We start from the raw sequence: 25,803 nt of genomic DNA on the forward strand, positions 1-25,803 counted from the left end.
CGCCCACGGAAGACGGTCGCGCCACCGCACCTCATCGCAAACCATATTCAATGCCAGGCGGGGAGCGCGGCGCTTCAATAATGCGCGACTGAGCGCTCCACACTGACCCGCAGCGAATGCGGCACGGCGTTGCCGAGCCGGTGGATGACCGCGTTGTCTACGCATAGCGCCACGCCGACACCCGGGCTGGCGGGTGCAGCGCAGTGCGGAATTCCCATGGGATGGCTGCGGGCTTACGCCGCCAGCCACTGCCCAAGCGTGACCCGATCGCGCGCTTCCAGGTCCTGGTGGGTCGCCACCTCCACGAAGCCGGCCGCCTCCAGCAGCGCGCGTACCGCCGGGCCTTGGTCCCAGCCGTGTTCCAGCAGCAGCCAGCCACCGGGCAGCAGATGCGGCGGCGCGTCTGCGACGATCCGGCGCAGATCGTCCAGGCCATCGGGACCGGACGCCAGCGCACTGGCCGGTTCGTAGCGCAGGTCGCCCTGCTGCAGGTGCGGGTCGTCGGCGGCGATGTACGGCGGGTTGCTGGCGATCAGGTCGAAGCGCTGCCCGGCCAGCGGTGCCAGCCAGGCGCCGTGGACGAAGGCGACGTTATCCAGGCCGTGCGCATGCGCATTGGCCTGCGCCACCGCCAGGGCGGCTGCACTGAGGTCGGTGGCCGTCACCTGCGCCTGCGGGCGTTCGCTGGCCAGGGCCAGGGCGATGGCGCCGCTGCCGGTGCCGAGGTCGGCGACACGCCGGCCCGGCGCCGCATCCAGCCGCTCCAGCGCCAGTTCCACCAGCCGCTCGGTGTCCGCGCGCGGGATCAGCGTGGCCGGCCCGACCGCTAGGTCCAGGGTCCAGAAGCCGCGCCGGCCGGTCAGGTAGGCCACCGGCTCACCCTGCGCACGCCGCGCCAGCAGCGCCTGGAACCCAGCGACCACGGCCTCGGCCAGCGGCTCGCGGGCGTGCGCGAACAACCACGCGCGATCGCGTTGCAGGGCGTGCAGCAGCAAGGCTTCGGCGTCGCCGCGTTTGACCTGGAGGCAGGCCGCGCGCAGCAGGGACTCGGGGGTAGGCGCATTCATCGCTGTCACGATGACGCAGCGGGCGCGGAAAAGCCAACGTGGTAGAAGAGAGCAACGCCTAAGCGCCATGGGCGGCTGGCGCCATCGTGCGGCAGTGCAGCAAAGAGCCAGGCTTGGAAATCGATAGAGGAAACCTATCTATTTAATTCCATCAATCGATTTGAGGGATCTATCGGCGCCCCCTATCATGAGCCTCGTTCCATCCCCCGACCCTATTGCAACCACGAGGAAACTCCATGTCGTCTTTGATCAACACCCAGGTCCAGCCGTTCAAGGCCAACGCCTACCGCAACGGCGAATTCATCGAAGTCACCGACGCGGACCTGAAGGGCAAGTGGTCGGTGCTGATCTTCATGCCGGCCGCCTTCACCTTCAACTGCCCCACCGAAGTGGAAGACGCCGCCGAGCATTACGCCGAGTTCCAGAAGATCGGCGCCGAGGTCTACATCGTCACCACCGATACCCATTTCTCGCACAAGGTGTGGCACGAGACTTCGCCGGCGGTGGGCAAGGCCCAGTTCCCGCTGGTCGGCGACCCGACCCACCAGCTCACCCGCGCCTTCGGCGTGCACATCGAGGAAGAAGGCCTGGCCCTGCGCGGCACCTTCGTGATCAACCCGGAAGGCGTGATCAAGACCCTCGAGATCCACGACAATGCGATCGCGCGCGACGTCACCGAGACCCTGCGCAAGCTCAAGGCCGCGCAGTTCGTCGCCTCGCATCCGGGCGAGGTGTGCCCGGCCAAGTGGAAGGAAGGCGAGAAGAGCCTGAAGCCGTCGCTGGACCTGGTCGGCAAGATCTAAGCCGCCCTCGCTCCCATCTCCGCCTGCTGGCGGGGGTGGGGGTGAACCGCAGCCGGCATCGCGCGCCGGCGCCGGCTGCGGTTCATCCCTCCTCCCTTGTTCGCGGCGCACTGCCCTGGCAGTTCGCCTCCCCCTCGTTTTGCCCAACGTCAGGAGTCCGCCATGTTGGATGCCGATCTGAAAACCCAGTTGAAGGCCTACCTGGAGCGGGTCGTCCGGCCCATCCACATCACCGCGTCGGTGGACGATGGCGCTAAGTCGCGCGAGATGCTCGACCTGCTCGAGGATCTGGTGCTGCTGTCGGACAAGATCACCCTGGACGTGCACCGCGACAGCGGCGAGCGCGCCCCGTCGTTCGCGCTGAACAGCCCCGGCCACGACATCCACCTGCGCTTCGCCGGCCTGCCGATGGGCCACGAGTTCACCTCGCTGGTGCTGGCGCTGCTGCAGGTCGGCGGCCACCCGTCCAAGGCCACCGCCGAGCTGATCGAGCAGGTGCGCAACCTGCCCGGCGAATACCGCTTCGAAACCTATTTCTCGCTGTCCTGCCAGAACTGCCCGGACGTGGTGCAGGCGCTGAACCTGGCCGCGGTGCTGAACCCGAACATCCAGCACGTGGCCATCGACGGCGCACTGTTCCAGGACGAGGTCGAGGCGCGGCAGATCATGTCGGTGCCCACCGTCTACCTCAACGGCGAAGTCTTCGACCAGGGCCGCATGACCCTGGAGCAGATCGTGGCCAAGCTCGACACCGGCGCGGCCAAGCGCGACGCGGCGGCGATCGCGGCCAAGGCGCCGTTCGACGTGCTGGTGGTCGGCGGCGGCCCGGCCGGCGCGGCGGCGGCGATCTACGCCGCGCGCAAGGGCATCCGCACCGGCGTGGCGGCCGAGCGCTTCGGCGGCCAGGTGCTGGACACCATGGCGATCGAGAACTTCATCTCCGTGCAGGAGACCGAAGGCCCGAAGATGGCCGCGGCGCTGGAGCAGCACGTGCGCCAGTACGACGTGGACATCATGAACCTGCAGCGCGCCGAACAGCTGGTGCCGGCCGGTGCCGACGGCCTGGTCGAGGTCAAGCTCGCCAACGGCGCCTCGCTGAAGAGCCGCACGGTGATCCTGTCCACCGGCGCGCGCTGGCGGCAGATGAACGTGCCCGGCGAAGACCAGTACCGCAACAAGGGCGTGGCCTACTGCCCGCACTGCGACGGCCCGCTGTTCAAGGGCAAGCGCGTGGCGGTGATCGGCGGCGGCAACTCCGGCGTGGAAGCGGCGATCGACCTGGCCGGCATCGTCAGCCACGTGACCCTGGTCGAGTTCGACAGCAAGCTGCGCGCCGACGACGTCCTGCAGCGCAAGCTGCGCAGCCTGGGCAACGTCGACATCCTGGTCAACGCGCAGAGCACCGAGGTGCTGGGCGATGGCCAGAAGGTCACCGGCCTGGTGTACAAGGACCGCGTCGGCGGCGATGTGCATCGCCTGGCGCTGGAAGGCATCTTCGTGCAGATCGGGCTGCTGCCGAACACCGAGTGGCTGCAGGGCACGGTGGCGCTGTCGCCGCGCGGCGAGATCGTGGTCGACGACCGCGGCCAGACCTCGCTGCCGGGCGTGTTCGCCGCCGGCGATGCCACCACGGTGCCGTACAAGCAGATCATCATCGCCATGGGCGAAGGCTCCAAGGCGGCGCTGAGCGCCTTCGACCACCTGATCCGCCACAGCGCACCGGTCGCCAGCGGCAGCGTCGCCGAAGCGGCCTGATCCGCCCCGTCCCGCGCCGCCCTGCCGGCGCGGGACCCGGGCGTACGGCCTGCGACGCGCACGCCCATCTGTCTCGCCGTCAGCGGCGCCAGACGCTCTATGCTGTGATCCTGCGACACCTCCCGCCGCTGCGTCCCGAGGAACCCGTCGATGAACCTGCGTGATCTGAAATACCTGGTGGCGCTGGCCGATCACAAGCATTTCGGGCGCGCCGCCGCGGCCTGCTTCGTCAGCCAGCCGACGCTGTCCACGCAGATCAAGAAGCTCGAGGACGAACTGGGCGTGCCGCTGGTCGAACGCGCCCCGCGCAAGGTCATGCTGACCCCGGCCGGGCGCGAGGCGGCCAGCCGCGCGCGCGGCATCGTCGCCGAGATCGAGCAGATGAAGGAAGCGGCGCGGCGCAGCCAGGATCCGGAAGCCGGCACCGTACGCCTGGGCATCTTCCCCACACTCGGTCCGTACCTGCTGCCGCACGTGATCCCGCGCGTGCGCGAGCGCTTCCCGCAACTGGAACTGCTGCTGATCGAAGAGAAGAGCGACGTGCTGCTGACCCGCCTGCGCGAGGGCCGGCTGGACGCGGCGCTGCTGGCGCTGCCGCTGCACGACGAGCAGTTGCACGCCGAATTCCTGTTCGAGGAACCGTTCGTGCTGGCGGTGCCCGAGCAGCATCCGCTGGCGCGGCGGCCGACCCCGCTGACGCTGGAGGAACTGCACGCGCAACGCCTGCTGCTGCTCGAGGACGGGCACTGCCTGCGCGACCAGGCGCTGGACGTCTGCCATCTGTCCGGCGCGCTGGAGAAGGCCGAGTTCCAGGCCACCAGCCTGGAGACGCTGCGGCAAATGGTCGCCGCCAACGTCGGCGTGACCCTGTTGCCGCTGCTGGCGGTGCAGCCGCCGGTGGCCAATCCGCCGAACCTGCGGCTGCTGTCGTTCGCGCCCGACGGCGGGCCGAGCCGGCGCATCGCCATGCTGTGGCGGCGCAGTTCGGCGATGGGTGCGTTCCTGCAGCAACTGGCGCACCTGTTCGGCGCGCTGCCTGAAGCGTTGTTCACGCTGCCGGCGCAGGCGCCGCTGCCGAGCCAGGCGCCGCGCCAGGTGGCCTGAGCGGGGCCCGACCGGGCCGCGGCGTCGCATCGGCGCCGGCTTGCTTGCACAATGGCGACAGGGGGCGGCACGGTGCCGCCCCCGTTCGTTGTGCCATCCAACCGGAGCCTGTCCATGACTTCGCAACACCGCAGCGGCCTGCCGCCCTCGTTGATCGTCTCCAGCCGCGACCTCGCGCGCCTGGAAGCCCTGCTCGACTCCTCCGCCTTGCACCAGCACCCGGCCGCGCTCGCGCTGGGCGCAGAACTCGACCGCGCCACCGTCGTGGCGCCGGACCAACTTCCTCCCGGCATCGTCGCCATGCATTCGCGCGTGGAATGCGAAGACGAGCTGCACGGCGAGCGCCACCACCTGACCCTGGTCTATCCGCACGAAGCCGATGCCGCGCATGCGCGCATCTCGGTGCTGGCCCCGGTCGGCAGCGCCCTGCTCGGCCTGGGCGTGGGCCAGTCCATCGACTGGCAGGCGCCCGGCGGACGCCCGCTGCGCCTGCGCGTGACCGCGGTGCAGCGCGCCGACGACGACAACGCGCGCGCAGCGCGTTAACGTGCGCGGCCCTATCCTTGTTCCCACTCGTTCCCGAGAGATACCGATGACCTCTTCCGCCCCCTCCAAGCTCGCCCAGTTGCGCGAGTTGTCCGTGGTCGTGGCCGATACCGGCGACTACGACGCGATCAAGCGGCTCAAGCCGGTGGACTGCACCACCAACCCGACCCTGGTGAAGAAGGCGCTGGACCTGCCGGTCTATGCCGACCTGATCGACGAGGCGCTGGCCTGGGCGCGCGGCCAGGACGGCGACCACGCCGCCCTGGTCGACGAGATCGCCGACCGCCTGACCATCGGCGTCGGCGCCAAGCTCAGCGCGCTGGTGCCCGGCCGCGTGTCCACCGAAGTGGACGCCGACCTGGCCCACGACACCGCCGCCACCATCGCCAAGGCGCACAAGTTCATCGCCATGTACGCCGAACGCGGCATCCCCAAGGACCGCATCCTGATCAAGGTCGCCGCGACCTGGGAAGGCATCGAGGCGGCGCAGCAGTTGCAGAAGGACGGCATCGACTGCAACCTGACCCTGATCTTCAACCGCACCCAGGCCCTGGCCTGCGCCGAGGCCGGGGTCTTCCTGATCTCGCCGTTCGTCGGCCGCATCCTCGACTGGTACGTGGCCAAGGGCCAGACCCCGGCGACCATCGACGAAGACCCGGGCGTGCAGTTCGTGCGCGGCGTGTACGACGAGTTCAAGCGCCGCGGCTCGGCGACCGTGGTGATGGGCGCCTCGTTCCGCTCCACCGCGCAGATCGAGGCGCTGGCCGGCTGCGATCGCCTGACCATCTCGCCGGACCTGCTGGAGAAGCTCGACGCCGACCACGGCCCGCTGCCGCGCAAGCTCTCGCCCGGCCAGGCCGATGGCGCCAAGGTGGAACCGATCGACGCCAAGCGCTTCGCCGCCGACCTGGCGGCCGATCCGATGGCCACCGAGAAGCTGGCCGGCGGCATCGACACCTTCGCCAAGGACCTGCAGAGCCTGCGCGACACGATCCGGCACAAGCTGATCGGCTGAGCGGCGCTCGCCTTGCGGCACCCGAAGAGCGGCGGCGATGCCGCTCTTTGTTTGTGCGGGAAACCGGGAATGGGAATAGGGGGATGGGCGAGGCGGGTGTCCGCCGCGCGGCCTGTTCGTCGTTCGATCCGCTGCCGTCGGTGCAGGCCGCTGCGCGGCGCGGCGCCGCATCGGCAACGACGCGGAACACGGCAAACAGGCGCAGGCACAGCACATATCACCTGCGGCGCTTTCGACATCGCGTTGGCGCGGCCGCAACTTTTCCCGGGCTATGCTGCGCGCCCGAGTGCAGAGGCAAGGCAATGGCAACGATCGCGGTGGTGATGGTGGACGGCGTGGCGGACTGGGAGATCGGCACCATCCTGCCGGCGGCGCGAGCCTGGTTCGGCGACACGCTGCAGATCGCCAGCATCGACGGCAAGCCCATCACCTCGATCGGCGGCCTCGACCTGCACCCCACCTATGCCCTGTCGGATCTGGCGCCGTTGGACGCCGACCTCTGGCTGCTGCCCGGCAGCGACCGCTGGCAGGCCGGCGAGATTCCGGGCCTGAGCGCGTTGCTGCAACAGCGCCTGGAGGCCGGTCGCGGCGTCGCGGCGATCTGCGGCGCGACCCTGGCGCTGGCCTACGCCGGCCTGCTCGATACGCGCCCGCACACCAGCAACTCCGAAGCCTTCCTGCGCGAGCACGCCACTGTCTATGCCGGCAGCGCGCACTACCAGGAACGCCGCGTGGTCAGCGCTGACGGCCTGATCACCGCCCCCGGCACCAGCCCGGTCAGCTTCGCCGAGGCATGCCTGCGCCTGCTGCACCCCGAACGCGAGGAGCAGATCGCGCAGATGCGGCAGATGTTCGCGGCCGAGTTCGTCTAGCGCGACCAGTGCCACCTGTCATGCAGACGGCGGCATCGCAGCATGACTACACTTGTCGCCACACCCTGCAGTCCGCCATCGGCGGCTGCGCGCGGCGTCGCGGTCGATCGTGGCCGGGCATGACGTAACGGCGGTTACGCACACCCGCGCGCCGACAGGGTGCTTCCACGGCTTCGACAGGAGAGAGTGCATGCGCGGATGGATGGCGCGTTGTGTGTTTTTGCTGGCGCTTGCCACCGCCAGTGCCACCGGCATGGCCGCCACGCCGGCACCGACCCGGGTCGCGATCCTGGGCGTGGAGCACGCCGCGCAACTGGTCTCCGAGCGCGACCAGCCGGGCGTGCTCGCCGCGTTCCTGGAGCACCTCGCGCCGGACGCGATCTGCCTGGAGCGTCCGCCGGAGCAGGCGGCACGCGGTGACTATTACGAGTACACCTACGAGGTGCAGGGGGTGATCCTGCCGTACGCTGCGGCGCATCCCGTCGCCCTCTGTCCGATCGACTGGATGCCGCCGGTGGAGGACGCCAAGCTCGGCTTCGGCGTGGACCTGGACACCCCGCTGGAACTGCGCCGCGAACAGGGTTTCCAGGGCTTCCTGTCGTTCCCTGACAAGGCCGCCCTGCAGCGCGACTTCTTTGCCGCGGATGCCGCCGAGAACGTGGCCGCGGTGCAGAAGTGGGCGCAGACGCCGGCGCCCCGTGCCGACCAGGACCTGCCGCGGCGGCTGTACCTGTACCGCACCTTCCTGCAGGCCCAACGCATCCGCGCCGCGGCGCTGGCGCACCCGGGCAAGACGGTGCTGGTCGTGGTCGGCTATTTCCACAAGCCGGACCTGGAAGCGATCCTCGCGCACGATCCGGCGATCGCGCTGGTCAAGCCCTCGACGCTGGGGCGCCCGACGGCGGACGCGGTCGAGCGCGCCACCACCGCGACGCAGCGCGCGGCGATCCTCGCCTTCAACCTGCTCGGCACCCAAGCCGACACCGGCAACGTCGACTGGGCGTGGATGCGACGCGTCCTGGATGCCTACGCCGCCGACGCACCACCCGCCGAAACGGCGCTGTTGCGGACCCGCCTGGCGCTGCTGAGCGGCCAGCTCGCACCGGCCGAGGCGCGGCGGCGCTACGCACGGCTCGCCGAGGAGACGCCGGCCGAGCTGGAATTCGGCTGGACCGGGGTGCAGGACCGCACGCGCGTGGACTCCTTCTTCGACCCGTTCGGCAACCTGACAGTGCGCCAGCGCGCCACGCTGGAACTGGCACGGACCGACTATGCGCTCGGCCGCAGCCGCGACGGCGATGCGGCGATCGCACGACTCACCGCCGACCTGCCGCCGCGCAAGGCGCTGCAGCTTTCCGGCTACGCGGCGCGGCTGCGGCCCGCCGCCGGCAAGGGCAGCGCGGGTAGCGCCAAGTAAGCGGATGGCGTCGGCAAGACGCACGCTGTCGCCGCGCCCATCGAGGTGCAGTCTCGCTCCTTGAGAGGCTGCTTTGGCTTGATGCGTCCGAGTCCAGTCCGGAGCCGCAGCATGTCACTCGCCGAGTTCGCAGGTCGCTACAGCCATATCGCCGGCGTCATCGCCGCCGCTGGCGCGCTTCCCATGTTCTTCCTCAAGTGGAGGACCGGCTTTCTCGGGCTCTCGGTGAAACGTACGCAACGCCTGTACGCACTGTCCCTTGACGGCGCCTGGCGACATGCGGATGCGGCCGCCTTGCAGATCGCGGTCGGCAACGCGATCGGGGGCAACCTCGACGCCGACGAGATCAGAGTCGCGTTGGAACGCAGCAATGCAGCGCGGGTCCTGGCGTACTGCAAGATGGCCAAAGGCATGATTGGCCTGTCGGACGACAAGGCGCGCTTCGTACCCAAAGGGATCTGGAGATCGGCCAGGAGCTATCGAAAAGGGGCCATTGCGCTGTACGTGGCCGCATTCGTGCCTTGGCTGCTTGCGCCGGCCGCCTTCCATCTCTTTGAGCCATCCAACGAAAGTGCCGGTGGGATTGCGCTGGCGATGGTGCTATCGACCCCCATCCTGGCCTGGCTCTCTGCGTGTGCGGAGGCCGCTTACCGGCTCACCAGCGACTTCGATCGCAGATACCCTAGGCTTCAGCCGCTCCCGGCCACCAAAGGGCGGACGGGAGCGCGCAGGAAGCGTGCAGGCGCGCCGCAGCCAAGCGCGGGTGGGCCGCGGCGCAACCTGCGCGTCGAGGCTCAGGCCTCCAGCCCGATCGGGCAACTCACCCCGGTCCCGCCCAAACCGCAGTAGCCGCCCGGGTTCTTGGCCAAGTACTGCTGGTGCTCGTCCTCGGCGTAGTAGAACGGCGGCGCCGGGAAGCGGATCTCGGTGGTGATGGGGCCATAGCCGGCGGCGTCCAGGCGCTGCTGGTAGGCATCGCGGCTGGCCAGCGCGGCCTCGTACTGCGCCTGGGTGGTGCAATAGATCGCCGAGCGGTACTGGGTGCCGGTGTCGTTGCCCTGGCGCATGCCCTGGGTCGGATCGTGGCTTTCCCAGAAGGTCTGCAGCAACTGCTCGAAGCGCACGGTCTGCGGATCGAACGCCACCAGCACCGCCTCGGTGTGGCCGGTCTGGCCGGAGCAGACCTCGCGATAGGTGGCATTGGGCGTCTCGCCGCCGGCGTAGCCGACCGCGGTGCTGAACACGCCCGGCAGCGACCAGAACTTGCGTTCGGCGCCCCAAAAGCAACCCAGGCCGAACTGCACCTGCTCCAGGCCGGCGAAGGCGTCGCGCAACGGATGGCCGTTGACGAAGTGACGGTTGTGCAGCGGCAGCGGCTGCGCGCGTCCCGGCAGGCTCTCGCCCGGGCGCGGCAGGCGCTGCTTGAAGGCACCGATTCCCAACATGGCACGGACTCCTGGCAGCGACGGCGATGTCATGTGGATGGCGCTGCCGGCGTCCGCTTTCAAGTGCGCCCGGCCACCGCGGCGGCGGCGCCGGGCGTGACGCTCATTTCGCCGCGGCAGTGGCGGTGGCCGTGGCGACCGGCTCCGGCATCGCCGAGCTGTGGTGGTTGATGATCAGCCAGCGCCCGTCGCGCTTTTCGTAGACGAAGGTGTAGCGCGCCTGCACCTGGCGGGTGCTGCCGTCGGGATTGTTCAGGGTGAAGGTGTAGACGCCGGCATCGACCGCGCTGTCGTCGTCGAGCAGCCGCACCTGGCGGTAGTTGATGGCACCGCGCGGCTTGGCGGCGAGGAAGTGGCTGAAGTAGTCCTCGATCTCGGCGCGGCTGGCGCGGACCTGGTTGGACACGGTGGGCAGCAGCACGCCGTCGCGGGCGTACAGGTCGGCCACGCGCTGCGGGTTGCCGGTGGCCAGCGCCGCGTTCCAGCGGTCGAACAGGCCGGCGATCTCGCGTTCGGCGCTGCTGGCCGGCGTCGCCGGTTGGCCGTCGTAGTGCATCGCCGGCGCGGCCAGCGCGGTGGAGGTGGTGGTCAGGCCCAGTGCCAGGGCGAACAGGATGCGACGCATGGGAAGTCTCCGTGTGCTGAGGGGATGCCGTCTCGGGGCGAAGCGAGTATTGGCGGCCGCGGCTTGCGGAACATCCGCCGGGCGGCATATCCTCGAATATGCCGTTCGGCATACCGGAGACGCGCCCGTGCACCCTCCTTCCAATGCAGGCCAGTGGCGTGAAGCGCTGCGCCGCGACGCTGCCGACGCCGCGCGCTGGCAGGCCGTGGCCGCCGCCGCCGCGGCACTGCGCGAGGCCGGCGACGCCGCGCAGGCCGCCGCGCACGCACTCGTGCCGGCCAGTGTCCTGGTGGCGGCACCGCACGCCGCGGTGCTGGCCCTGCGCGGCGCGCGCTGCCTGGTGCTGGCCAGCCAGGGCGATGCGCTGCCACCCGGCGCCAGCGTCGCCGTCGAGGCCCCGGTCCATGCCTGGCGCCTGCGCGGCGAGGCCGCCGCCGAGGCCAGCGAACTGTGCCTGCCGATCGCCGCACTGGGCGTGCCGCTGGGCACGCTGTGCCTGGGCTGGAACACGCGCACCGTGCCGGCGCCGGAGGACGTGCAGGCCCTGTCTGCGATCGCCGCGCTGCTGGCGCCGCTGGCGGCCGAACCGCCGCGTGCGCCGCGGCGGCGCAAGCCGGCGCAGGCCGACCGCCTGGCCGTGCTCAGCGCGCGCGAGCGACAGGTGCTGGCGCTGCTGTCGCGCGGCCTCACCAATGCCGCGCTCGGCGCCGAACTGGGCATCAGCGCCGGCACCGCCAAGGTCCACGTCGAGCGCATCCTGCACAAGCTGCAGGTGGCCGACCGCACCCAGGCCGCAGTGGTCGCGGTGCAGGCGGGGGTGGCGCTGTGAGGGCGCTGGCGCGACGCTGGAACGACTGGCCGCTGACCCGCAAGAGCCTGGCGCTGGTGGCGTTGCCGCTGTTGCTGCTGGTGGCGGCGCTGGTGGCGATCTACAGCGTCGAACGGCAGAACATCGCCGCCGAGAACGACGTGCGCCGCACGTTGCAACTGCTCAGCGACCTGCACGAGGCGCATGCGCTGCTGGCCGAGACCGCCGCCGGCGTGCGCGGCTACCGGCTGGTGCGCCAGGATGCGTTCCTGACCCCGTATCGCGACGCCGAGCCGCGACTGAAGACCGTGGTGCAACGCCTGTCGCAACGCATCACCGACCCGCGCCAGGCGCAGCGCTTCGCCCGCATCCAGCCGCTGTTCGAGGAGAAGATGCAGGGCTGGCGGCGGCTGCTGGCGCCGGACCTGAGCCGCGAGGAAGAGATCCGCCAGTTGCGCGAAGGCAAGGTCACCCTCGACATCCTGCGCGCGGAACTGCGCGAGCTGCGCAACTACGAGACGGCGCAGCTGCAGGTGCGCACCGCCAAGGCGCAGGCGCTGCGCCAGCGCAACCTGCTGATCACCCTGTGCGCGGCGATGCTGGGCGGGCTCGGCGCGGTGCTGGCGGTGGCCTGGTTCGCCTCGTCGCTGTCGCGGCGCCTGCGCCAACTCTCGGCCAACGCCGACCGCCTCGGCGACGGCCGGCCATTGGCGCCGCAGCCGCCGGCCGGCGACGAACTGGGCCAGGTGGCGCAACGCCTGCAGCAGGCCAGCACCCTGCTCGCCGCGCGCGCCGAGGAAGCGCAGTCGGCGCGCCGCGAGGCCGAGAGCGCCAACCGCGCCAAGACCGAATTCCTCTCGCGCAGCAGCCACGAACTGCGCACCCCGCTCAACGCCATCCTCGGCTATGCGCAGGTGCTGGAGATGGACCTGCCGGGCGCGGCGCAGCGCGATCACCTGCAGCACATCCTCGGCGCCGGCCGGCACCTGCTGGGGCTGATCACCGAACTGCTCGACATCGCCCGCATCGAGGCCGATCAACTCGACCTGAGTCCACGTCCGGTGCCGGTGCGCACCGCGCTGGAGGAGGCGCTGGGCCTGGTCGCGCCGGAAGCGCAGGCGCGCGGCATCGTGCTGCGGCCGCCGCAGCCGCCGCCGGAATGGACCGTGCGCGCCGATCCGCAGCGGCTGCGCCAGGTGCTGATCAACCTGCTGTCCAACGCGATCAAGTTCAACCGCCCCGGTGGCGCGGTGTGGGTGAGCGCCGTGCCCGAAGGCCAGTCCCTGGCGCTGACCGTGCACGACCAGGGCCATGGCCTGACGCCGGCGCAGGTGCAGCGGCTGTTCACCCCGTTCGAGCGGCTCGGCGCCGAGCGCTCGGCGATCGAGGGCACCGGCCTGGGCCTGGCGCTGAGCAAGCGCCTGACCGAGGCGATGGGTGGGCGCATCGCCGTGGACAGCGGCCCGGACGGATCGCGGTTCACGGTCGCGCTGCCGCTGGACCGACCACAACCGGCGCCGTTGCCGGATCCGACGGTAGCGACGGCGGCGACGGGCGTGGCCCAGCGCCAGTTGCTCAGCGTGGAGGACAACCCGTCCAACCAGGCGCTGATCCGCACCCTGGTCGAACGCCGCCCGCACTGGCGCCTGCACGAGGCCGCCAGCCTGGCGCAGGCACACGCGCATCTGCAGCACGCCACGCCCGACCTGATCCTGCTCGACCTGCACCTGAGCGACGGCAACGGCGAGGACCTGCTGCAGGCGCTGCGCGCGCAACCGCACACCGCTGCCATCCCGGTGGTGGTGATCAGCGCCGATGCCACCGCGACCACGCTGGCACGCGTGCAGGGCGCCCCCGTGCGTGCCTATCTGACCAAGCCGCTGGACGTGGCCGACTTCTTTTCCATTCTGGACCGGCACCTCGCATGACCCGCAACGATGTCCTCGCCGCGCGCATCCTGATCGTCGACGACGAACCGGCCAACGTCCGCCTGCTGGAGGAACTGCTGCAGCGCGAGGGCTTCCGCCAGGTGGTGGCGACCACCGACCCGCAGCGGGTGCTGGGCCTGGTCGCCGCATTCGCGCCGGACCTGATCCTGCTCGACCTGGTGATGCCGGAGCTGGACGGCTACGCGATCCTGGAGCAACTGGCGCGGCTGGCCGGCCCGTCCAGCTTCCTGCCGGTGATCGTGCTCACCGCCGACCCCAGCCGCAGCGCCCGCCACCGCGCCCTCGGCCTGGGCGCCAAGGATTTCCTGACCAAGCCGCTGGACACCTTCGAGGTGGCCCTGCGGGTCTGGAACGTGGCCGAGACCGTGGTGCTGTTCAAGCGCCTGCGCGGCCTCGCCGTGGCCGATGCCGCGCCGCCGGGCTGGCGGGCGGAGTGACGGGACCCGGGACCCGGGACCCGGGACCCGGAAAAGCGTAAATAGCGATCTGTGGCAAAAACGGCAAAGAAAGTCCTCACCGGTATTCCTCCTGCCGCAGCTGGCCACGCTCGCGCTTGCCCCAGCCCCCCGGGTCCCCGGTCCCGGGTCCCGGCCTCTCCTACATCGCCCGCGTCACCTGCCCGCCCAGGCCCAATGCCATCAGCACTTCCTGCGCCTTTTCCAGCAGTTCGTCGGCCACGCAGACCTGGACCACGCCGAACGGCAGTTCGCCGGCGCCGCCAAGCAGGGCCTCGCCGAACACGAAGGCGGTGATGCCGGCGTCCTCCAGCGCGTGCTTGGCCAGGTGCGCATCGATCAGGTGCTGGGCGCGGTAGGCGATCTGCATGGTCGCGCCTCAGCCGGGTACGCCGACGGCGGCGGCGGGGGCACGCCAGGCGCGCTGCGGCCGCGCGGGCCGGAGCCGATCGCCGACGACGAAGCAGGACAAGGACATGGCGGGATCTCGCAGCTGAGCCAAGCCGCAGCCTACGCGCCGGGGCGGCCGCCGGCCAGCTCGGCTAAACTTGCGCTTTACTTATTCTCCGACGCGCGCATGTCCGACACCCCCGCCACCGACGCCTCCGCCCCGGCCGAGAAGAAAGACTTCATCCGCCAGATCGTCCGCGAGGACCTGGCCAGCGGCAAGCACACGGCCATCCGCACCCGCTTCCCGCCCGAGCCCAACGGCTATCTGCACATCGGCCACGCCAAGGCGATCTGCCTGGACTTCGGCATCGCCGCCGAGTTCGCCGGGCGCTGCAACCTGCGCTTCGACGACACCAATCCGGCCAAGGAAGACCCCGAATTCGTCGCCGCGATCCAGGACGACGTGCGCTGGCTGGGCTTCGACTGGGCCGAGCTGCGCCACGCCTCGGACTATTTCGAGGTGTACTACCTGGCCGCCGAAAAGCTGATCCGCGACGGCCACGCCTTCGTCTGCGACCTCTCCGCCGAGCAGGTGCGCGAGTACCGCGGCACCCTCACCGAGCCGGGCCGCGACTCGCCGTACCGCACCCGCAGCGTCGAGGAGAACCTGGACCTGTTCCGGCGCATGCGCGCGGGCGAGTTCCCGGACGGCGCGCGCACCCTGCGCGCCAAGATCGACATGAGCAGCGGCAACATCAACCTGCGCGACCCGGCGCTGTACCGGATCAAGCACGTCGAGCACCAGAACACCGGCAACGCCTGGCCGATCTACCCGATGTACGACTTCGCGCATTCGCTGGGCGATGCCGTGGAAGGCATCACCCACTCGCTGTGCACGCTGGAGTTCGAGGACCACCGCCCGCTGTACGACTGGTGCGTGGACAAGGTCGACCTGGCCGGCCACCCGGAGCTGCTGCAGCCGCTGCTGGACAAGGGCCTGCCGCGCGAGGCGGCCAAGCCGCGGCAGATCGAGTTCTCGCGGCTCAACATCAACTACACGGTGATGAGCAAGCGCAAGCTGACCCAGCTCGTCGCCGAAGGCCTGGTCGACGGCTGGGACGATCCGCGCATGTACACCCTGCAGGGCCTGCGCCGCCGCGGCTACACGCCGGCCGCGCTGCGCCTGCTGGTCGACCGCGTCGGCATCAGCAAGCAGAACTCGGTGATCGACTTCTCGGTGCTGGAAGGCTGCCTGCGCGAAGACCTGGACGCGCACGCCGCGCGGCGCATGGCGGTGATCGAGCCGCTGAAGCTGGTGCTGAGCAACCTGCCGGACGGCCACAGCGAGACGCTGACCTTCTCCAATCACCCCAAGGACGACAGCTTCGGCACGCGCGAAGTGCCGTTCTCGCGCGAGCTGTGGATCGAGCGCGAGGATTTCGCCGAAGTCCCGCCCAAGGGCTGGAAACGCCTGGTGCCGGGCGGCGAAGTACGGCTGCGCGGCGCCGGCATCGCCCGCGTCGACGAGGTGATCAAGAACGACGCCGGCGAGATCGTGGAACTGCGCGGCTGGCTCGACCCGGAATCGCGCCCGGGCATGGAAGGCGCCAACCGCAAGGTCAAGGGCACCATCCACTGGGTCAGCGCCGCGCACGCGGTGGAGGCGGAGATTCGCCTGTACGACCGCCTGTTCTCGGTGGAGAAGCCCGACGACGAGTCCGACGGCAAGACCTACCGCGATTATCTCAACCCCGCCTCCAAGCGCAGCGTGCGCGGCTACGTCGAACCCGCCGCCGCCCAGGCCGCGCCGGAGCAGGCGTTCCAGTTCGAGCGCACCGGCTATTTCGTCGCCGACCGCTACGACCACCGCGCCGACGCGCCGGTGTTCAACCGCAGCGTGACCCTGCGCGACACCTGGAGCGGCGGCCAGGGCGGCGCCTGACGCAGGGCGCCTGAGACAGTACGGGCTGCGGCCCTCGCGGCCGCACGCGCCAGCGCGCCGCGTGGGCCAGCGCCGGCCGATCCCGGCGTCTGGTCTCCGCACCGCATCGCTGGTACACCGCGATGAAACGCTCCAGGCGTCCGTAGGAGCGGCTTCAGCCGCGACGGGCCTTACCAGGAACCCAGGGTCGCGGCTGAAGCCGCTCCTACGACGACAGCGCGCCATCGGGCTGTCGCGAATCCCCAATCCCAGCCCTTCCCCCGCCACCACCCGCGCGCTAGCGTAACGGGCATGTCCCCCGCCCCCTCCTTCAGCCTGCGCAGCTACGGCCGCGATGGCGCTGCCCATCAGCACGGCCATGTGCAGTTGGTGCTGCCGCTGCACGGCACACTGGAACTGGACGTGGACGGGCGCGGTGGCTATCTGGACCGTTTCCGCGCTGCCGTGGTCGCACCGCAGACCCGGCATGCGCAGTCCGCGCTGGACCCCAACCGCTTCCTCATCGTCGATTGCGCCGCCGATGCTTTCGGCGACGACGCGCTGCAGCGCCTGCAACGGCAGCCCTTCCTCGACCTGCCCCCGCCCTTGCAGGATCTGCTCGCCGCGCAGGCACCGCATCCCGACCTTCACCTTGCCCATGCCCGGGCCGGCGCCGCGGTGCTGGCCTGGCTGCAGGCGAACACCGCGCCGCGCGGCTGGCAGCGGCTGCAGGCGCTGTGCCGGCGCATCGAAGCCGCGCCCGGCCAGGACTGGCCGGTGCGACGCATGGCGCAGCTGGCGCACCTGAGCCCGAGCCGCCTGCACGCGCTGTTTCGCGCCGCGCTGGGGCGCACGCCGCAGGATTGGGTGGCGGCACGGCGGCTGGACTGGCTGCGTCGGCAGCTGGCGCACGGCGACCGACCGATCGCATCGCTGGCCCAGGACAGCGGCTATGCCGACCAGAGCGCGCTGACCCGCGCGCTCAAGCGCAGCACCGGGCAAACCCCGGCCGCCTACCGCCGACGCCATCGCCCCGCGGCAGGACAGGAGTCTGGGACAAGCCGGCGCCCGCCGCCGGCGGCATGCTGAGCCGGAACCGTTGGAACGGAACCGGAACACATGCGCGAACGTCTATGGGCAGGGGTCGGCAGCGGCATGGCCGCGGGCGCGCTGTGGGGCCTGGTGTTTCTGGCGCCACAACTGCTGAGCGCGTTTTCGCCGCTGCAGCTGGCGGTCTCGCGCTACCTGGCCTATGGCGCCATCGCCGCCGTGGTGCTGTTGCCGCGCTGGCGCGCCGCGACCGCGCCGCTGGGCGCCGCCGAATGGTGGGCGCTGCTGCGCCTGAGCCTGCTCGGCAACATCGTCTACTACGTGCTGCTGGGCAGCGCGGTGCAGTGGGCCGGCGGCGCCGCCACCGCGCTGATCATCGGCCTGCTGCCGGCGGCGGTCACCGTGATCGGCTCGCGCGCGGCGGGCGCGGTGCGCTTGCGCCGGCTCGCCGCGCCCTGCGCGCTGTGCGTGCTCGGGGTGGCGCTGGTGGCGGTGCAGACCCTGGCCGTCGCGCGCCCGCACATTCCGACCAGCCTCGGCCTGCGCGCGGCCGGCCTGGCCTGCGCAGTCGGCGCGCTGGCGTGCTGGACCGCCTACTCGATCAAGAACGCACGCTGGCTGCGGCGGCGCGCGGACCTGTCCGGCCGCGACTGGTCGCTGCTCACCGGCGTGGTCACCGGCGCGCTGGCCCTGGTGTTGGCGCTGCCGGCCTTCGCCCTGCCCGGCACGGCGCATGCCAGCGATGCGTGGGGGCGCTTCTGGGGCATGGCGCTGGTGCTGGCGCTGTTCGCCTCGGTGATCGGCAATGCCTGCTGGAACCACGCCAGCCGGCTGCTGCCGCTGACCCTGGTCGGGCAGATGATCGTGTTCGAAACCGTCTTCGCGCTGCTGTACGGCTTCCTGTGGGAACAGCGCTGGCCGAACGCGCTGGAACTGCTGGCGATCGCCTGCCTGCTCGGCGGCGTGCTGTGGTGCACCCTGGTGCACACGCGGCCGCAGCCCGCAGCGCACGAAGCCAAGCCCGGTTAAGCCGCGCCGCCTAGACTGGCGCAGAGTCTCCCCGAGGGAATCGCGCCATGCACATCGTTCTGCGCCGCTGCTGCACCGCCTTCGCCCTGGCCACCGCACTCGCCGGCTGCGCCGCCTCCACGACGCCTGCCGGCGCTGCGCCGAATGCAGTCGCCAATGCCAACGCCAGCGCAGCGGCGGCGACCGGCAAGTGCGACGCCATCCCCGACCACGCTTACGCCCTGCCGGCCGGTCGCTTCGATGAGGTCGCGCAGCAACTGGCCCACGCCACCGGCTGCATGGTCGTGTATCGCGATCCCGGCCTCGCATCGCTGCCGGTCAACGCGGTGCAGGGGCAGGTCAGCATCCGCCAGGCGCTGCACCAGGCGCTCGACGGCACGGCGCTGCGGATCGCCCAGGAGAGCGTGGACACGCTGACGGTCGTGCGCCGCTGAGCCGGCGGCGGCACGGCGGATTGCTACCATGGCCGCACTCCACCGCACGGAAGGTCGCCATGCCCCGCCATTTCGCGTCGTTGCTGTGTTCGCTGTGCCTGCTCGCCGCCATGCTGCTGTCCAGCGCCTGCGCACGCAGCGAAACCGCCAAGCCTGCGGTGCCGGCCCCCGCGCCAGCGCCGACGGCGTCAGCACCGGGCCTGCCGATCAAGGTCGACACCAGTTGCCGCACCGATGCCGACTGCACGGTCAAGAACGTCGGCAACTGCTGCGGCGCGATGCCGGCCTGCGTCAACCGCGACAGCCCCACCGATCCGCAGGGGGTGATGGCGCAGTGCCAGGCCAGCGGCCGCATGAGCGTATGCGGCTCGCGCGCGATCGCCGGCTGCTCCTGCGTGTCCGGGCAATGCAGCGCGCGCCCCGCCCAAGCCGATACACTGCGCGCCCCCCAGCCTGCCGAACCCGTCCGCTGATGCTCTACGCGCAAGTCCACCTCACTCTGCCCGCCTGGATCCACGAGGCGGTCGATCCGCAGGCCGTCTACGCCAGCGACGCCGACAAGGTCGCACTGGCGGTGGAACTGTCGCGGCTGAACGTGGACGCCGGCAGCGGCGGTCCGTTCGGCGCGGCGGTGTTCGGCCCGGACCACCGCATCATCGCCGTCGGCGTCAACCGCGTGGTGCCGCAGACCACCTCGCTGGCGCACGCCGAGAACATGGCCTACATGCTGGCCCAGCAGCGCCTGCAGACCCCGCGGCTGAATGCGGTGCTGTCGCCGGTGACCCTGGCCACCTCCTCGCAGCCGTGCTGCCAGTGCTACGGCGCCACCATCTGGGCCGGCATCGACCGCCTGCTGATCGGCGCCAGCGCCGAGGACGTGATGGCACTGACTCCGTTCGACGAAGGCCCGCTGCCGGCGGACTGGGTGGGCGAGCTGCAGCGTCGCGGCATCGAGGTGGTACGCGGCCTGCACCGCGACGCCGCCTGCGCGGTGCTGCGCCGCTACGGCGAACTCGACAGCCCCCGCTACTGAAGCCGCCGGCGAAGGCTTGCCCATGTCCTCCGAGAACGGCGCGCTGGTCCATGGCCTGCTGTGCTACTGCCGGCCCGGCTTCGAACCCGAGCTGGCGGCCGAACTCAACGCCCGCGCCGGCGAGACCGGGCTGGCCGCCTACGCCCGCACCGAGCGCAACAGCGGCTATGCGTTGCTGCTAAGCGACACCGCGGTGCCGGCGCAGACGCTGCCCTGGCGCGGGTTGATCTTCGCCCGGCAAAAGCTGCAGCTGCTGGCCGAACTGCGCGAACTGCCGGCCAGCGACCGCATCGCGCCGATCCTGCAGGCGCTGGCCGGCCAGCCGCGCTTCGGCGACCTGTGGGTCGAACATCCGGACTCGGACGCCGCCAAGCCGCTGTCGGGCCTGGCACGCAGCTTCGGCAACGCGCTGCGCCCGGCACTGCGCAAGGCCGGCCTGCTCAGCGACAAGCCGCAGGCGCGGCTGCCGCGCCTGCACGTGTGCTTCCTGACCGGCACCCATGCCTTGCTGGCGGTGGCCGACAGCGAGGACAGCGCGCCGTGGCCGCTGGGCATCCCGCGCCTGAAGCTGCTGCCGGAAGCGCCTTCGCGTTCGGCCCTGAAGCTGGAGGAAGCGCTGCTGGCGCTGCTGACCCCGCACGAGCGCGAGACGCTGCTGCGCCCGGGCATGCGCGCCGCCGACCTCGGCGCCGCTCCCGGCGGCTGGACCTGGGTGCTGACCCGCCAGCACCTGCACGTGACCAGCGTGGACAACGGCCCGCTACGCCAGCACGTGCTCGACAGCGGCCTGGTCGACCACCTGCGTGCCGACGGCTTTCACTGGAAACCGCCGCAGCCGCTGGACTGGATGGTCTGCGACATGGTCGAGCAGCCGCGCCGCGTCGCCGAGCGCATGGCCACCTGGTTCCGCGAGGGCTGGTGCCGGCACGCGATCTTCAACCTGAAGCTGCCGATGAAGAAGCGCTGGGACGAAACCCGGCTATGCCTGGAGCTGTTCGCCGAGCGCGCCGAACGCCCGCTGCAGTTGCGCGCCAAGCAGCTCTACCACGACCGCGAAGAGATCACGGTGCTGGCGATGCCGCGCTGAGCGGCCGCGAGCCTCCATCCCATTTTTTTCGTAGGAGCGGCTTCAGCCGCGACAGGCTGTCCCTGGAACGCCTGTCGCGGCTGAAGCCGCTCCTACGGAGAGCACATTGCCGCCATCCACCGCTACAGCACGATCCGCGCCCCGTCCGCGCGCGCCGAGCGCTGGATCGCCTCCACAATGCGGATGTCGCGCAGGCCTTCCTCGCCAGGCACCCGCAGCGGCGTACCCTGCAAGATCGCCAGCGCATCCTCGTCCATCTGCAGCGCCTGCTGGTGCCGCACCCGCGCGTCGAACAGGCGGCCATCGCTGGCCCGGCCGCGCACGCCGTCGTAGGCCTGGAACGGCGCCAGTTCGTACCAGCCGTTCGCGCACTCGGCACGCAGCAGGTTCATGGTGCGGCCGAAGCTGGCCGCGCAGGTGGCGGTCACCTCGTGCGGGAACTCCAGGGTGAAGTGCGTGTGCTCGTCGACTTCGTCGAACAGCGCCGGCCGCTCCGTGGAACGCCGTGCGCTGACCGCCAGCGGCTCGGCGCCGATCGTGTAGCGCGCCGCGTTGAGCGGATACACGCCCATGTCGTACATCGCGCCGCCGCCGTACTGCGCGCGCAGCCGCCATGGCCGCTGCGCGGGGTCGGTGTCGCCATAGCCGGCATAGCCCGCCTCCGCGCGCACGCTGCGCATCGCCCCGAACGGGCGCTCGCCGGCCAGGGCGATGAGGCGCCGGGTGTTGGGCTCGTGCTGCATGCGGTAGCCGATGCTCAACCGCACCTTGTTGCGCGCGCAGGCCTCGATCATCGCCTGCGCCTGTTCGGCGTGCATCGCCATCGGCTTCTCGCACCACACGTGCTTGCCGGCGGCCGCGGCGCGGATGCTCAGCGGTGCGTGCAGGTGCGGCGGCGTGACCACGTAGACCACGTCGATGTCCGGATTGTCGGCGATGCGTTCCAGGTCGTCGTAGCTGTAGACGTTGCGATCCGGGATGCGGTAGCGCGCCTGCCATTGCGGGATCTTCTGCGGCGAGCCGGTGACGATGCCGGCCAGGCGACAGTGCCTGGTCAGGGCGAGACCCGGGGCCAGGCGATTGCTGGCGTAATCGCCCAGCCCGACCAGGGCCACGCCCAGCGGCTTGCGGCGATGTGCCGGCGCGGCGGCCCAGGCGGGCGATCCCAACAGGCCGGCGGCACCGGCGGACAGGCCGGCCAGCAGCAGGCGGCGGCGATTCGGCGAGAACGGCAGCATGCGCAACTCCGACCGGAAAGATTCCTCACCCTAACCGCTCGTGCGGCATCGGCACTGTGAGCGCCATCGCGCGATGCGCCGGGGCCTCTGGCACACTGCCGCCTCCCCCGCCGTCCGGATATCCGATGCGCTGCCGCCCCTTGCTCGCCGCCCTCGCCCTGCTGCTGGCTGCCCCCGCCGGCGCGCAGGAGGCCCTGTTCCACGCCCGCGACCTGGTCGGCGACGGCGTGTTCACCGACAAGATCGAAGGCCCTGCGACCGGCCCCGACGGTGCGCTGTACGTGGTCAACTTCGCCCACGACGGCAGCATCGGCCGGGTCCAGCGCGATGCCGACGGCCGCGGGCAGGCCACTCTGTTCGTCGATCTTCCTGAGGGCAGCATCGGCAACGGCATCCGCTTCGACCGCCGCGGGCGCATGTACGTGGCCGACTACGGTCAGCACCGCATCCTGCGCATCGCCCTGCGCAGCAAGCGCATCGAGGTCTACGCCACACTGCCGGGCGCCTTCCAGCCCAACGACATCGCGATGGCGCCGGACGGCACCCTGTATGCCAGCGACCCGGACTGGAAGCACGACGGCGGCCAGCTGTGGCGCATCGACCGCGACCGCAGCGCGCATCTGATCGAGACCGGCATGGGCACCACCAACGGCATCGAGGTCAGCCCCGACGGCAAGCGCCTGTACGTCAACGAGAGCGTGCAGCGGCGGATCTGGGTCTACGACCGCGCCGCCGACGGCAGCGTGTCCAACAAGCGGCTGTTCGCCAGCTTCGCCGATGCCGGCCTGGACGGCATGCGCTGCGACGTCGACGGCAACCTGTACGTGGCCCGCTACGACGCCGGCAAGGTGATCGTGCTGGCCCCCGACGGCACGCTGCTGCACGAGGTCGCGACCAAGGGCCGCAAGCCCACCAACCTGGCCTTCGGCGGCGCCGACGGACGCGATGTCGACGTGACCCTGCAGGACCGCGGCGCGATCGAAACCTTCCGCAGCGACCGCCCCGGACGCGAGCACGGACGCTGATGGGATGCGTATCGCAGCGGCGTCTCAGCCCGCGCAATGGCCGCCTGGCATGCTGGCTGCACTGACTGGAGGGCCGCGCACATGCAGCCGATCGAACTGAACAACCCGGCCGGCTTTGCCGACGAATTCCTGCGCCTGACCCTGTTGCAGGGCTTCCAGTCGCTGACCAAGCGCGACCTGGAACTGCTGATCTTCGTGTTGCTGGAACGCGACGGCGCGATCTCGCGCAGCGACTCCAACAACGCGGTGGCGATGCGCCTGCGGGTGACCCCGGCCAAGGTCAAGGGCCTGCGCCGCGACGGCTATGCGCGCTGGCGCGCGCTGGTGCCCGAGGACAACGAGGCGGCGCTGCAGCGCATCGTCGCCAGCGTGCTCACCGAGGACAACCTGCGCGCCGGGGCCAAGCACGTCAGCGAGCGCAGCAAGAAGGACGGCTTCCTGGCGATCCGCATCGAACACCCCGACGACCAGCAGCGCTTCGAACAGGCCATCGTCGACGTCGGCGCCATGCCCGTGTACGAGCGCAATCGCGACGTGATGGCGGTGCGCTTCGACACGCTGCTGAAGATCGCCGAGCGCTGGGGCTACCTGCAGCCGGAGCCGGAGAAGGTGACGCACGAGTTGCAGAAGCTGGCGCCCACCGCCGAAGAGGTCGCCGACCTGTTGAAGAAGGACGTGAGCAAGCTACGCTGGGAGGACGTGCGCCGCGCCCTCAACAGCCTCGGCGCCAAGGCCGTCGCCAGCACCGCCGAGGGCGGGCTGAAGGGCCTGTTGAAGCTCGCGTTTCCGTTCATCCCCGGCTGAGCCGGGGCCGCCATCCATCGCCGTACCGGAGTTTCGTCGTGTCCATGTCCTGCCGTTCCTTCGTCCTGCTCTGCTGCCTGTGCGCCTGCGCCGCGCCGGCCGCGGCGCAGAATCTCAACAGTGCCTCCAGCGCCACCACCGAACCGCTGCGCGACGTGCCGGTCAACGTGCGCGCGCAGCCGCTCAGCAACGGCGTGGTCACCCACCAGGTGCAGTTGCCGGCGACGCCCGGCGAAGCCCAGGTGACCGTGCGCAGCATCCAGCCGGACCGCGTCGCCGGCAGCTACCGCATCGACTTCGAGGCGCTGGATACCGACCACGACGGCTACATCAGCCGCAGCGAAGCGCAGGCCAACCCGTCGCTGGCCGACGAGTTCGATGCCTTGGACACCGCCCACAGCGGCCGCCTCAGCCGCGCGCAGCTGGCCGGCTGGCTGTAGGGCATCTGTCATCACGCCGGGACGCGTTCTGTAGGAGCGGCTTCAGCCGCGACGGAGCGTTACCGGTAAACCGGTCGCGGCTGAAGCCGCTCCTACAGGCAAGCTGCATTCGGCTTGCGTGTGGCGGAAGCAGATCATGCGAAGTGCGCTGTAGCCGCGCCGAGCTGCGTCCGGCACCGCCATGGCGGACGCCGTGGCAGCGTGAGCCGCGTTGGAGCGCGCATTGGAAACGCTTGCTAAACAGCGCCGGCGCGCAGATGCGAACGCCCGATTTTTTTAGTGTCGATTAATTCGGCCAGGCCTATGTTCTTGACTCCTTCCCAGCAACAGGAGTCGTGCCATGAACCGCATCGTTCCTCGTCTCGTCCCGTTCGCGTTTGCGCTGCTTGCCGCGCCGGCGCTGGCCATGGCGCAGTCGGCGCCGGACGAAGTGACCCTGCACCAGAACGGCCAGATCATCAATGTCACCTCGGTCGAACCGAACTCGATCGTCGGCGACTACCGCATCGATTTCGCCAAGCTCGACCGCAACCATGACGGCTACATCAGCCGCGCCGAGGCCAAGGCCGATCCCACGCTGTACGCCGAATTCGATGCCGTCGACGTGCAACACCACGGCCGCCTGAGCAAGGCCGACCTGGAAGGCTGGATGTCGACGTGACGCGACCCACGCGTCGACCGGCCCGCGTCCTTCCCACCACACGCGCCGCCTGCGGCCTTCCCGCCGCATGCGGCGCGATTGTTTTCTGAAGCGGCAAAACCACAGACACCAACGACACCCAGAGCGTCGCGCGACCACTTCAGCGCAGCGGCCGCCGCCGCACCGATCGCCGCGCCGCACGCGCCATCCAACACTCCCCGCCTTCCAGCGTCTCCTTCTACGCTGACGCGCGCTACAGCATCCCGTCCTGCAGCGGCGCATCCTGCGCTCCGCCCCAGGGATCGTCCAACAGATAGCGCGCCGCCACCGGCTGCGCCGCCGGTACCAGGGTGAGCCGGCAATACACCTCGTCGCCTTCGCAGACCTCGTAGTACAGCGCGTAGTCGCCGGGCTGCAGCGGCAAGGTCACATCGAAGGCCTCGGCGGCGGACGCTACCTGCACCCGCGCGTTTGGATTCACCCGGAATAGCACCTGCATGCGCCGCTGCGCGCGCGGGTCGGGCGCGAACGCCGTGGCCAGTACCACGTGCACCTGCGCGCCGAACGCGTCCTCGGGCAGCGGAGCGAACACCACGTAGTCGCGGTGCAGGATCGCCCCCTGCTCCAGGTTGCGCGGCCTCCAGCGGCAGGCGGCCTCGTTGAAGTCGCGGGCGCGCAACTGCACCTGGCTGTGGGAGATCAGCAGATCCACGGTCTGGGTCTGGGCCGCGTCTTGCATCGTCATCCTCCATGGCAGGGACGCGGCCTGCGTGCTGCGCTTCGCGCCCTACCCTCACCCAACCCCTCTCCCGAGGGGAGAGGGGCTCAAGCAAACCAGCCGAAGCTGGCTC

At 70.6% G+C, this 25,803-nt stretch carries 28 protein-coding genes; 22 read left to right on the top strand and 6 right to left on the bottom strand.

Annotated features, from left to right (window positions below):
- Positions 1-233: 233 nt before the first annotated feature.
- On the bottom strand, positions 234-1,067 hold the full coding sequence (gene prmC, locus FHR56_RS00250) for a peptide chain release factor N(5)-glutamine methyltransferase (protein WP_184502367.1): 834 nt from the start codon (positions 1,065-1,067) through the stop codon (positions 234-236).
- 236 nt (positions 1,068-1,303) lie between these two features.
- On the opposite strand from prmC, the gene ahpC reads away from it, so the two are divergent.
- The 8 genes from ahpC to FHR56_RS00290 all read left to right on the top strand — a co-directional run bounded on the left by ahpC (position 1,304) and on the right by FHR56_RS00290 (position 9,428).
- Complete coding sequence (gene ahpC / locus FHR56_RS00255; RefSeq protein ID WP_019795895.1) at positions 1,304-1,870, top strand: alkyl hydroperoxide reductase subunit C; 567 nt, start codon at positions 1,304-1,306, stop codon at positions 1,868-1,870.
- Between the two features lie 162 nt (positions 1,871-2,032).
- Positions 2,033-3,625, top strand: a complete 1,593-nt coding sequence (gene ahpF / locus FHR56_RS00260) for an alkyl hydroperoxide reductase subunit F (protein WP_184502368.1) — start codon at positions 2,033-2,035, stop codon at positions 3,623-3,625.
- A 150-nt stretch (positions 3,626-3,775) separates the two neighbouring features.
- Positions 3,776-4,729: a LysR substrate-binding domain-containing protein gene (locus FHR56_RS00265; RefSeq protein ID WP_184502369.1), complete on the top strand. Its 954-nt coding sequence runs from the start codon at positions 3,776-3,778 to the stop codon at positions 4,727-4,729.
- Between the two features lie 114 nt (positions 4,730-4,843).
- Positions 4,844-5,275, top strand: a complete 432-nt coding sequence (rnk, locus tag FHR56_RS00270; RefSeq protein WP_184502370.1) for a nucleoside diphosphate kinase regulator — start codon at positions 4,844-4,846, stop codon at positions 5,273-5,275.
- Positions 5,276-5,321: 46 nt separating this feature from the next.
- Positions 5,322-6,290: a transaldolase gene (gene tal, locus FHR56_RS00275; RefSeq protein ID WP_184502371.1), complete on the top strand. Its 969-nt coding sequence runs from the start codon at positions 5,322-5,324 to the stop codon at positions 6,288-6,290.
- 302 nt (positions 6,291-6,592) lie between these two features.
- Positions 6,593-7,162: a type 1 glutamine amidotransferase family protein gene (locus tag FHR56_RS00280; protein WP_184502372.1), complete on the top strand. Its 570-nt coding sequence runs from the start codon at positions 6,593-6,595 to the stop codon at positions 7,160-7,162.
- 190 nt (positions 7,163-7,352) lie between these two features.
- A complete protein-coding gene (locus FHR56_RS00285) occupies positions 7,353-8,579 on the top strand; it encodes a hypothetical protein (protein WP_184502373.1) in 1,227 nt (408 codons plus the stop codon).
- Positions 8,580-8,690: 111 nt separating this feature from the next.
- Complete coding sequence (locus FHR56_RS00290) at positions 8,691-9,428, top strand: hypothetical protein (protein ID WP_184502374.1); 738 nt, start codon at positions 8,691-8,693, stop codon at positions 9,426-9,428.
- Here the strand turns inward: FHR56_RS00290 and msrA are convergent.
- Both msrA and FHR56_RS00300 read right to left on the bottom strand, forming a co-directional pair.
- Positions 9,374-10,024: a peptide-methionine (S)-S-oxide reductase MsrA gene (gene msrA / locus FHR56_RS00295; protein ID WP_150410396.1), complete on the bottom strand. Its 651-nt coding sequence runs from the start codon at positions 10,022-10,024 to the stop codon at positions 9,374-9,376. The two genes, FHR56_RS00290 and msrA, sit on opposite strands and share 55 nt — an antisense overlap.
- Before the next feature lie 103 nt (positions 10,025-10,127).
- Positions 10,128-10,649: an SgcJ/EcaC family oxidoreductase gene (locus tag FHR56_RS00300; RefSeq protein WP_184502375.1), complete on the bottom strand. Its 522-nt coding sequence runs from the start codon at positions 10,647-10,649 to the stop codon at positions 10,128-10,130.
- Positions 10,650-10,776: 127 nt separating this feature from the next.
- On the opposite strand from FHR56_RS00300, the gene FHR56_RS00305 reads away from it, so the two are divergent.
- From FHR56_RS00305 to FHR56_RS00315, 3 genes are read left to right on the top strand one after another with little or no spacing between them, the layout of a single operon-like run.
- A complete protein-coding gene (locus tag FHR56_RS00305) occupies positions 10,777-11,478 on the top strand; it encodes a helix-turn-helix transcriptional regulator (RefSeq protein WP_184502376.1) in 702 nt (233 codons plus the stop codon).
- Positions 11,475-13,385, top strand: a complete 1,911-nt coding sequence (locus tag FHR56_RS00310; protein ID WP_184502377.1) for an ATP-binding protein — start codon at positions 11,475-11,477, stop codon at positions 13,383-13,385. Before FHR56_RS00305 ends, FHR56_RS00310 begins: the two co-directional genes overlap by 4 nt.
- Positions 13,382-13,843, top strand: coding sequence for a response regulator (locus FHR56_RS00315; protein ID WP_184502378.1), 462 nt, complete (start codon positions 13,382-13,384; stop codon positions 13,841-13,843). Before FHR56_RS00310 ends, FHR56_RS00315 begins: the two co-directional genes overlap by 4 nt.
- A 160-nt stretch (positions 13,844-14,003) precedes the next feature.
- On the opposite strand, the gene FHR56_RS00320 is transcribed toward FHR56_RS00315, so the two are convergent.
- A complete protein-coding gene (locus tag FHR56_RS00320) occupies positions 14,004-14,231 on the bottom strand; it encodes a DUF2007 domain-containing protein (protein WP_017915895.1) in 228 nt (75 codons plus the stop codon).
- Positions 14,232-14,438: 207 nt separating this feature from the next.
- Between FHR56_RS00320 and FHR56_RS00325 the strand changes: the two genes are divergently transcribed.
- The 7 genes from FHR56_RS00325 to rlmM all read left to right on the top strand — a co-directional run bounded on the left by FHR56_RS00325 (position 14,439) and on the right by rlmM (position 20,805).
- Positions 14,439-16,193, top strand: a complete 1,755-nt coding sequence (locus FHR56_RS00325; protein WP_184502379.1) for a glutamine--tRNA ligase/YqeY domain fusion protein — start codon at positions 14,439-14,441, stop codon at positions 16,191-16,193.
- Between the two features lie 291 nt (positions 16,194-16,484).
- Positions 16,485-17,261, top strand: a complete 777-nt coding sequence (locus FHR56_RS00330; protein WP_160948411.1) for an AraC family transcriptional regulator — start codon at positions 16,485-16,487, stop codon at positions 17,259-17,261.
- A 30-nt stretch (positions 17,262-17,291) separates the two neighbouring features.
- Positions 17,292-18,251: a DMT family transporter gene (locus FHR56_RS00335; protein ID WP_160948410.1), complete on the top strand. Its 960-nt coding sequence runs from the start codon at positions 17,292-17,294 to the stop codon at positions 18,249-18,251.
- Positions 18,252-18,298: 47 nt separating this feature from the next.
- Positions 18,299-18,685, top strand: a complete 387-nt coding sequence (locus FHR56_RS00340; protein ID WP_160948409.1) for an STN domain-containing protein — start codon at positions 18,299-18,301, stop codon at positions 18,683-18,685.
- Between the two features lie 59 nt (positions 18,686-18,744).
- Positions 18,745-19,158: a hypothetical protein gene (locus FHR56_RS00345; RefSeq protein ID WP_160948408.1), complete on the top strand. Its 414-nt coding sequence runs from the start codon at positions 18,745-18,747 to the stop codon at positions 19,156-19,158.
- Complete coding sequence (locus FHR56_RS00350; protein WP_017914178.1) at positions 19,158-19,718, top strand: nucleoside deaminase; 561 nt, start codon at positions 19,158-19,160, stop codon at positions 19,716-19,718. The genes FHR56_RS00345 and FHR56_RS00350 overlap by 1 nt, the downstream gene beginning before the upstream one ends.
- A gap of 22 nt (positions 19,719-19,740) precedes the next feature.
- Positions 19,741-20,805, top strand: coding sequence for a 23S rRNA (cytidine(2498)-2'-O)-methyltransferase RlmM (gene rlmM / locus FHR56_RS00355; protein ID WP_160948407.1), 1,065 nt, complete (start codon positions 19,741-19,743; stop codon positions 20,803-20,805).
- A gap of 122 nt (positions 20,806-20,927) precedes the next feature.
- Here rlmM and FHR56_RS00360 read toward each other — a convergent pair whose 3' ends face one another.
- A complete protein-coding gene (locus FHR56_RS00360; protein WP_160948406.1) occupies positions 20,928-22,043 on the bottom strand; it encodes a Gfo/Idh/MocA family oxidoreductase in 1,116 nt (371 codons plus the stop codon).
- Positions 22,044-22,168: 125 nt separating this feature from the next.
- On the opposite strand from FHR56_RS00360, the gene FHR56_RS00365 reads away from it, so the two are divergent.
- From FHR56_RS00365 to FHR56_RS00380, 4 genes are all read left to right on the top strand, one after another.
- Entirely contained in the window at positions 22,169-23,068 is a 900-nt protein-coding gene (locus tag FHR56_RS00365) for an SMP-30/gluconolactonase/LRE family protein (RefSeq protein WP_160948405.1), read from the top strand.
- Positions 23,069-23,149: 81 nt separating this feature from the next.
- Positions 23,150-23,872, top strand: a complete 723-nt coding sequence (locus FHR56_RS00370; RefSeq protein WP_019798102.1) for a hypothetical protein — start codon at positions 23,150-23,152, stop codon at positions 23,870-23,872.
- A gap of 44 nt (positions 23,873-23,916) precedes the next feature.
- Positions 23,917-24,312 carry a hypothetical protein gene (locus FHR56_RS00375; RefSeq protein ID WP_019798101.1) on the top strand — a complete coding sequence of 132 codons (396 nt, stop codon included), beginning with the start codon at positions 23,917-23,919 and terminating at the stop codon, positions 24,310-24,312.
- A gap of 340 nt (positions 24,313-24,652) precedes the next feature.
- A complete protein-coding gene (locus FHR56_RS00380; RefSeq protein ID WP_160948404.1) occupies positions 24,653-24,973 on the top strand; it encodes a hypothetical protein in 321 nt (106 codons plus the stop codon).
- A 232-nt stretch (positions 24,974-25,205) separates the two neighbouring features.
- Here FHR56_RS00380 and comJ read toward each other — a convergent pair whose 3' ends face one another.
- Positions 25,206-25,691 carry a competence protein ComJ gene (gene comJ / locus FHR56_RS00385; RefSeq protein ID WP_160948403.1) on the bottom strand — a complete coding sequence of 162 codons (486 nt, stop codon included), beginning with the start codon at positions 25,689-25,691 and terminating at the stop codon, positions 25,206-25,208.
- Positions 25,692-25,803 lie beyond the last annotated feature (112 nt).

The organism is Xanthomonas sp. F10 (assembly GCF_014206815.1).
Lineage (GTDB): Bacteria > Pseudomonadota > Gammaproteobacteria > Xanthomonadales > Xanthomonadaceae > Xanthomonas_A > Xanthomonas_A indica.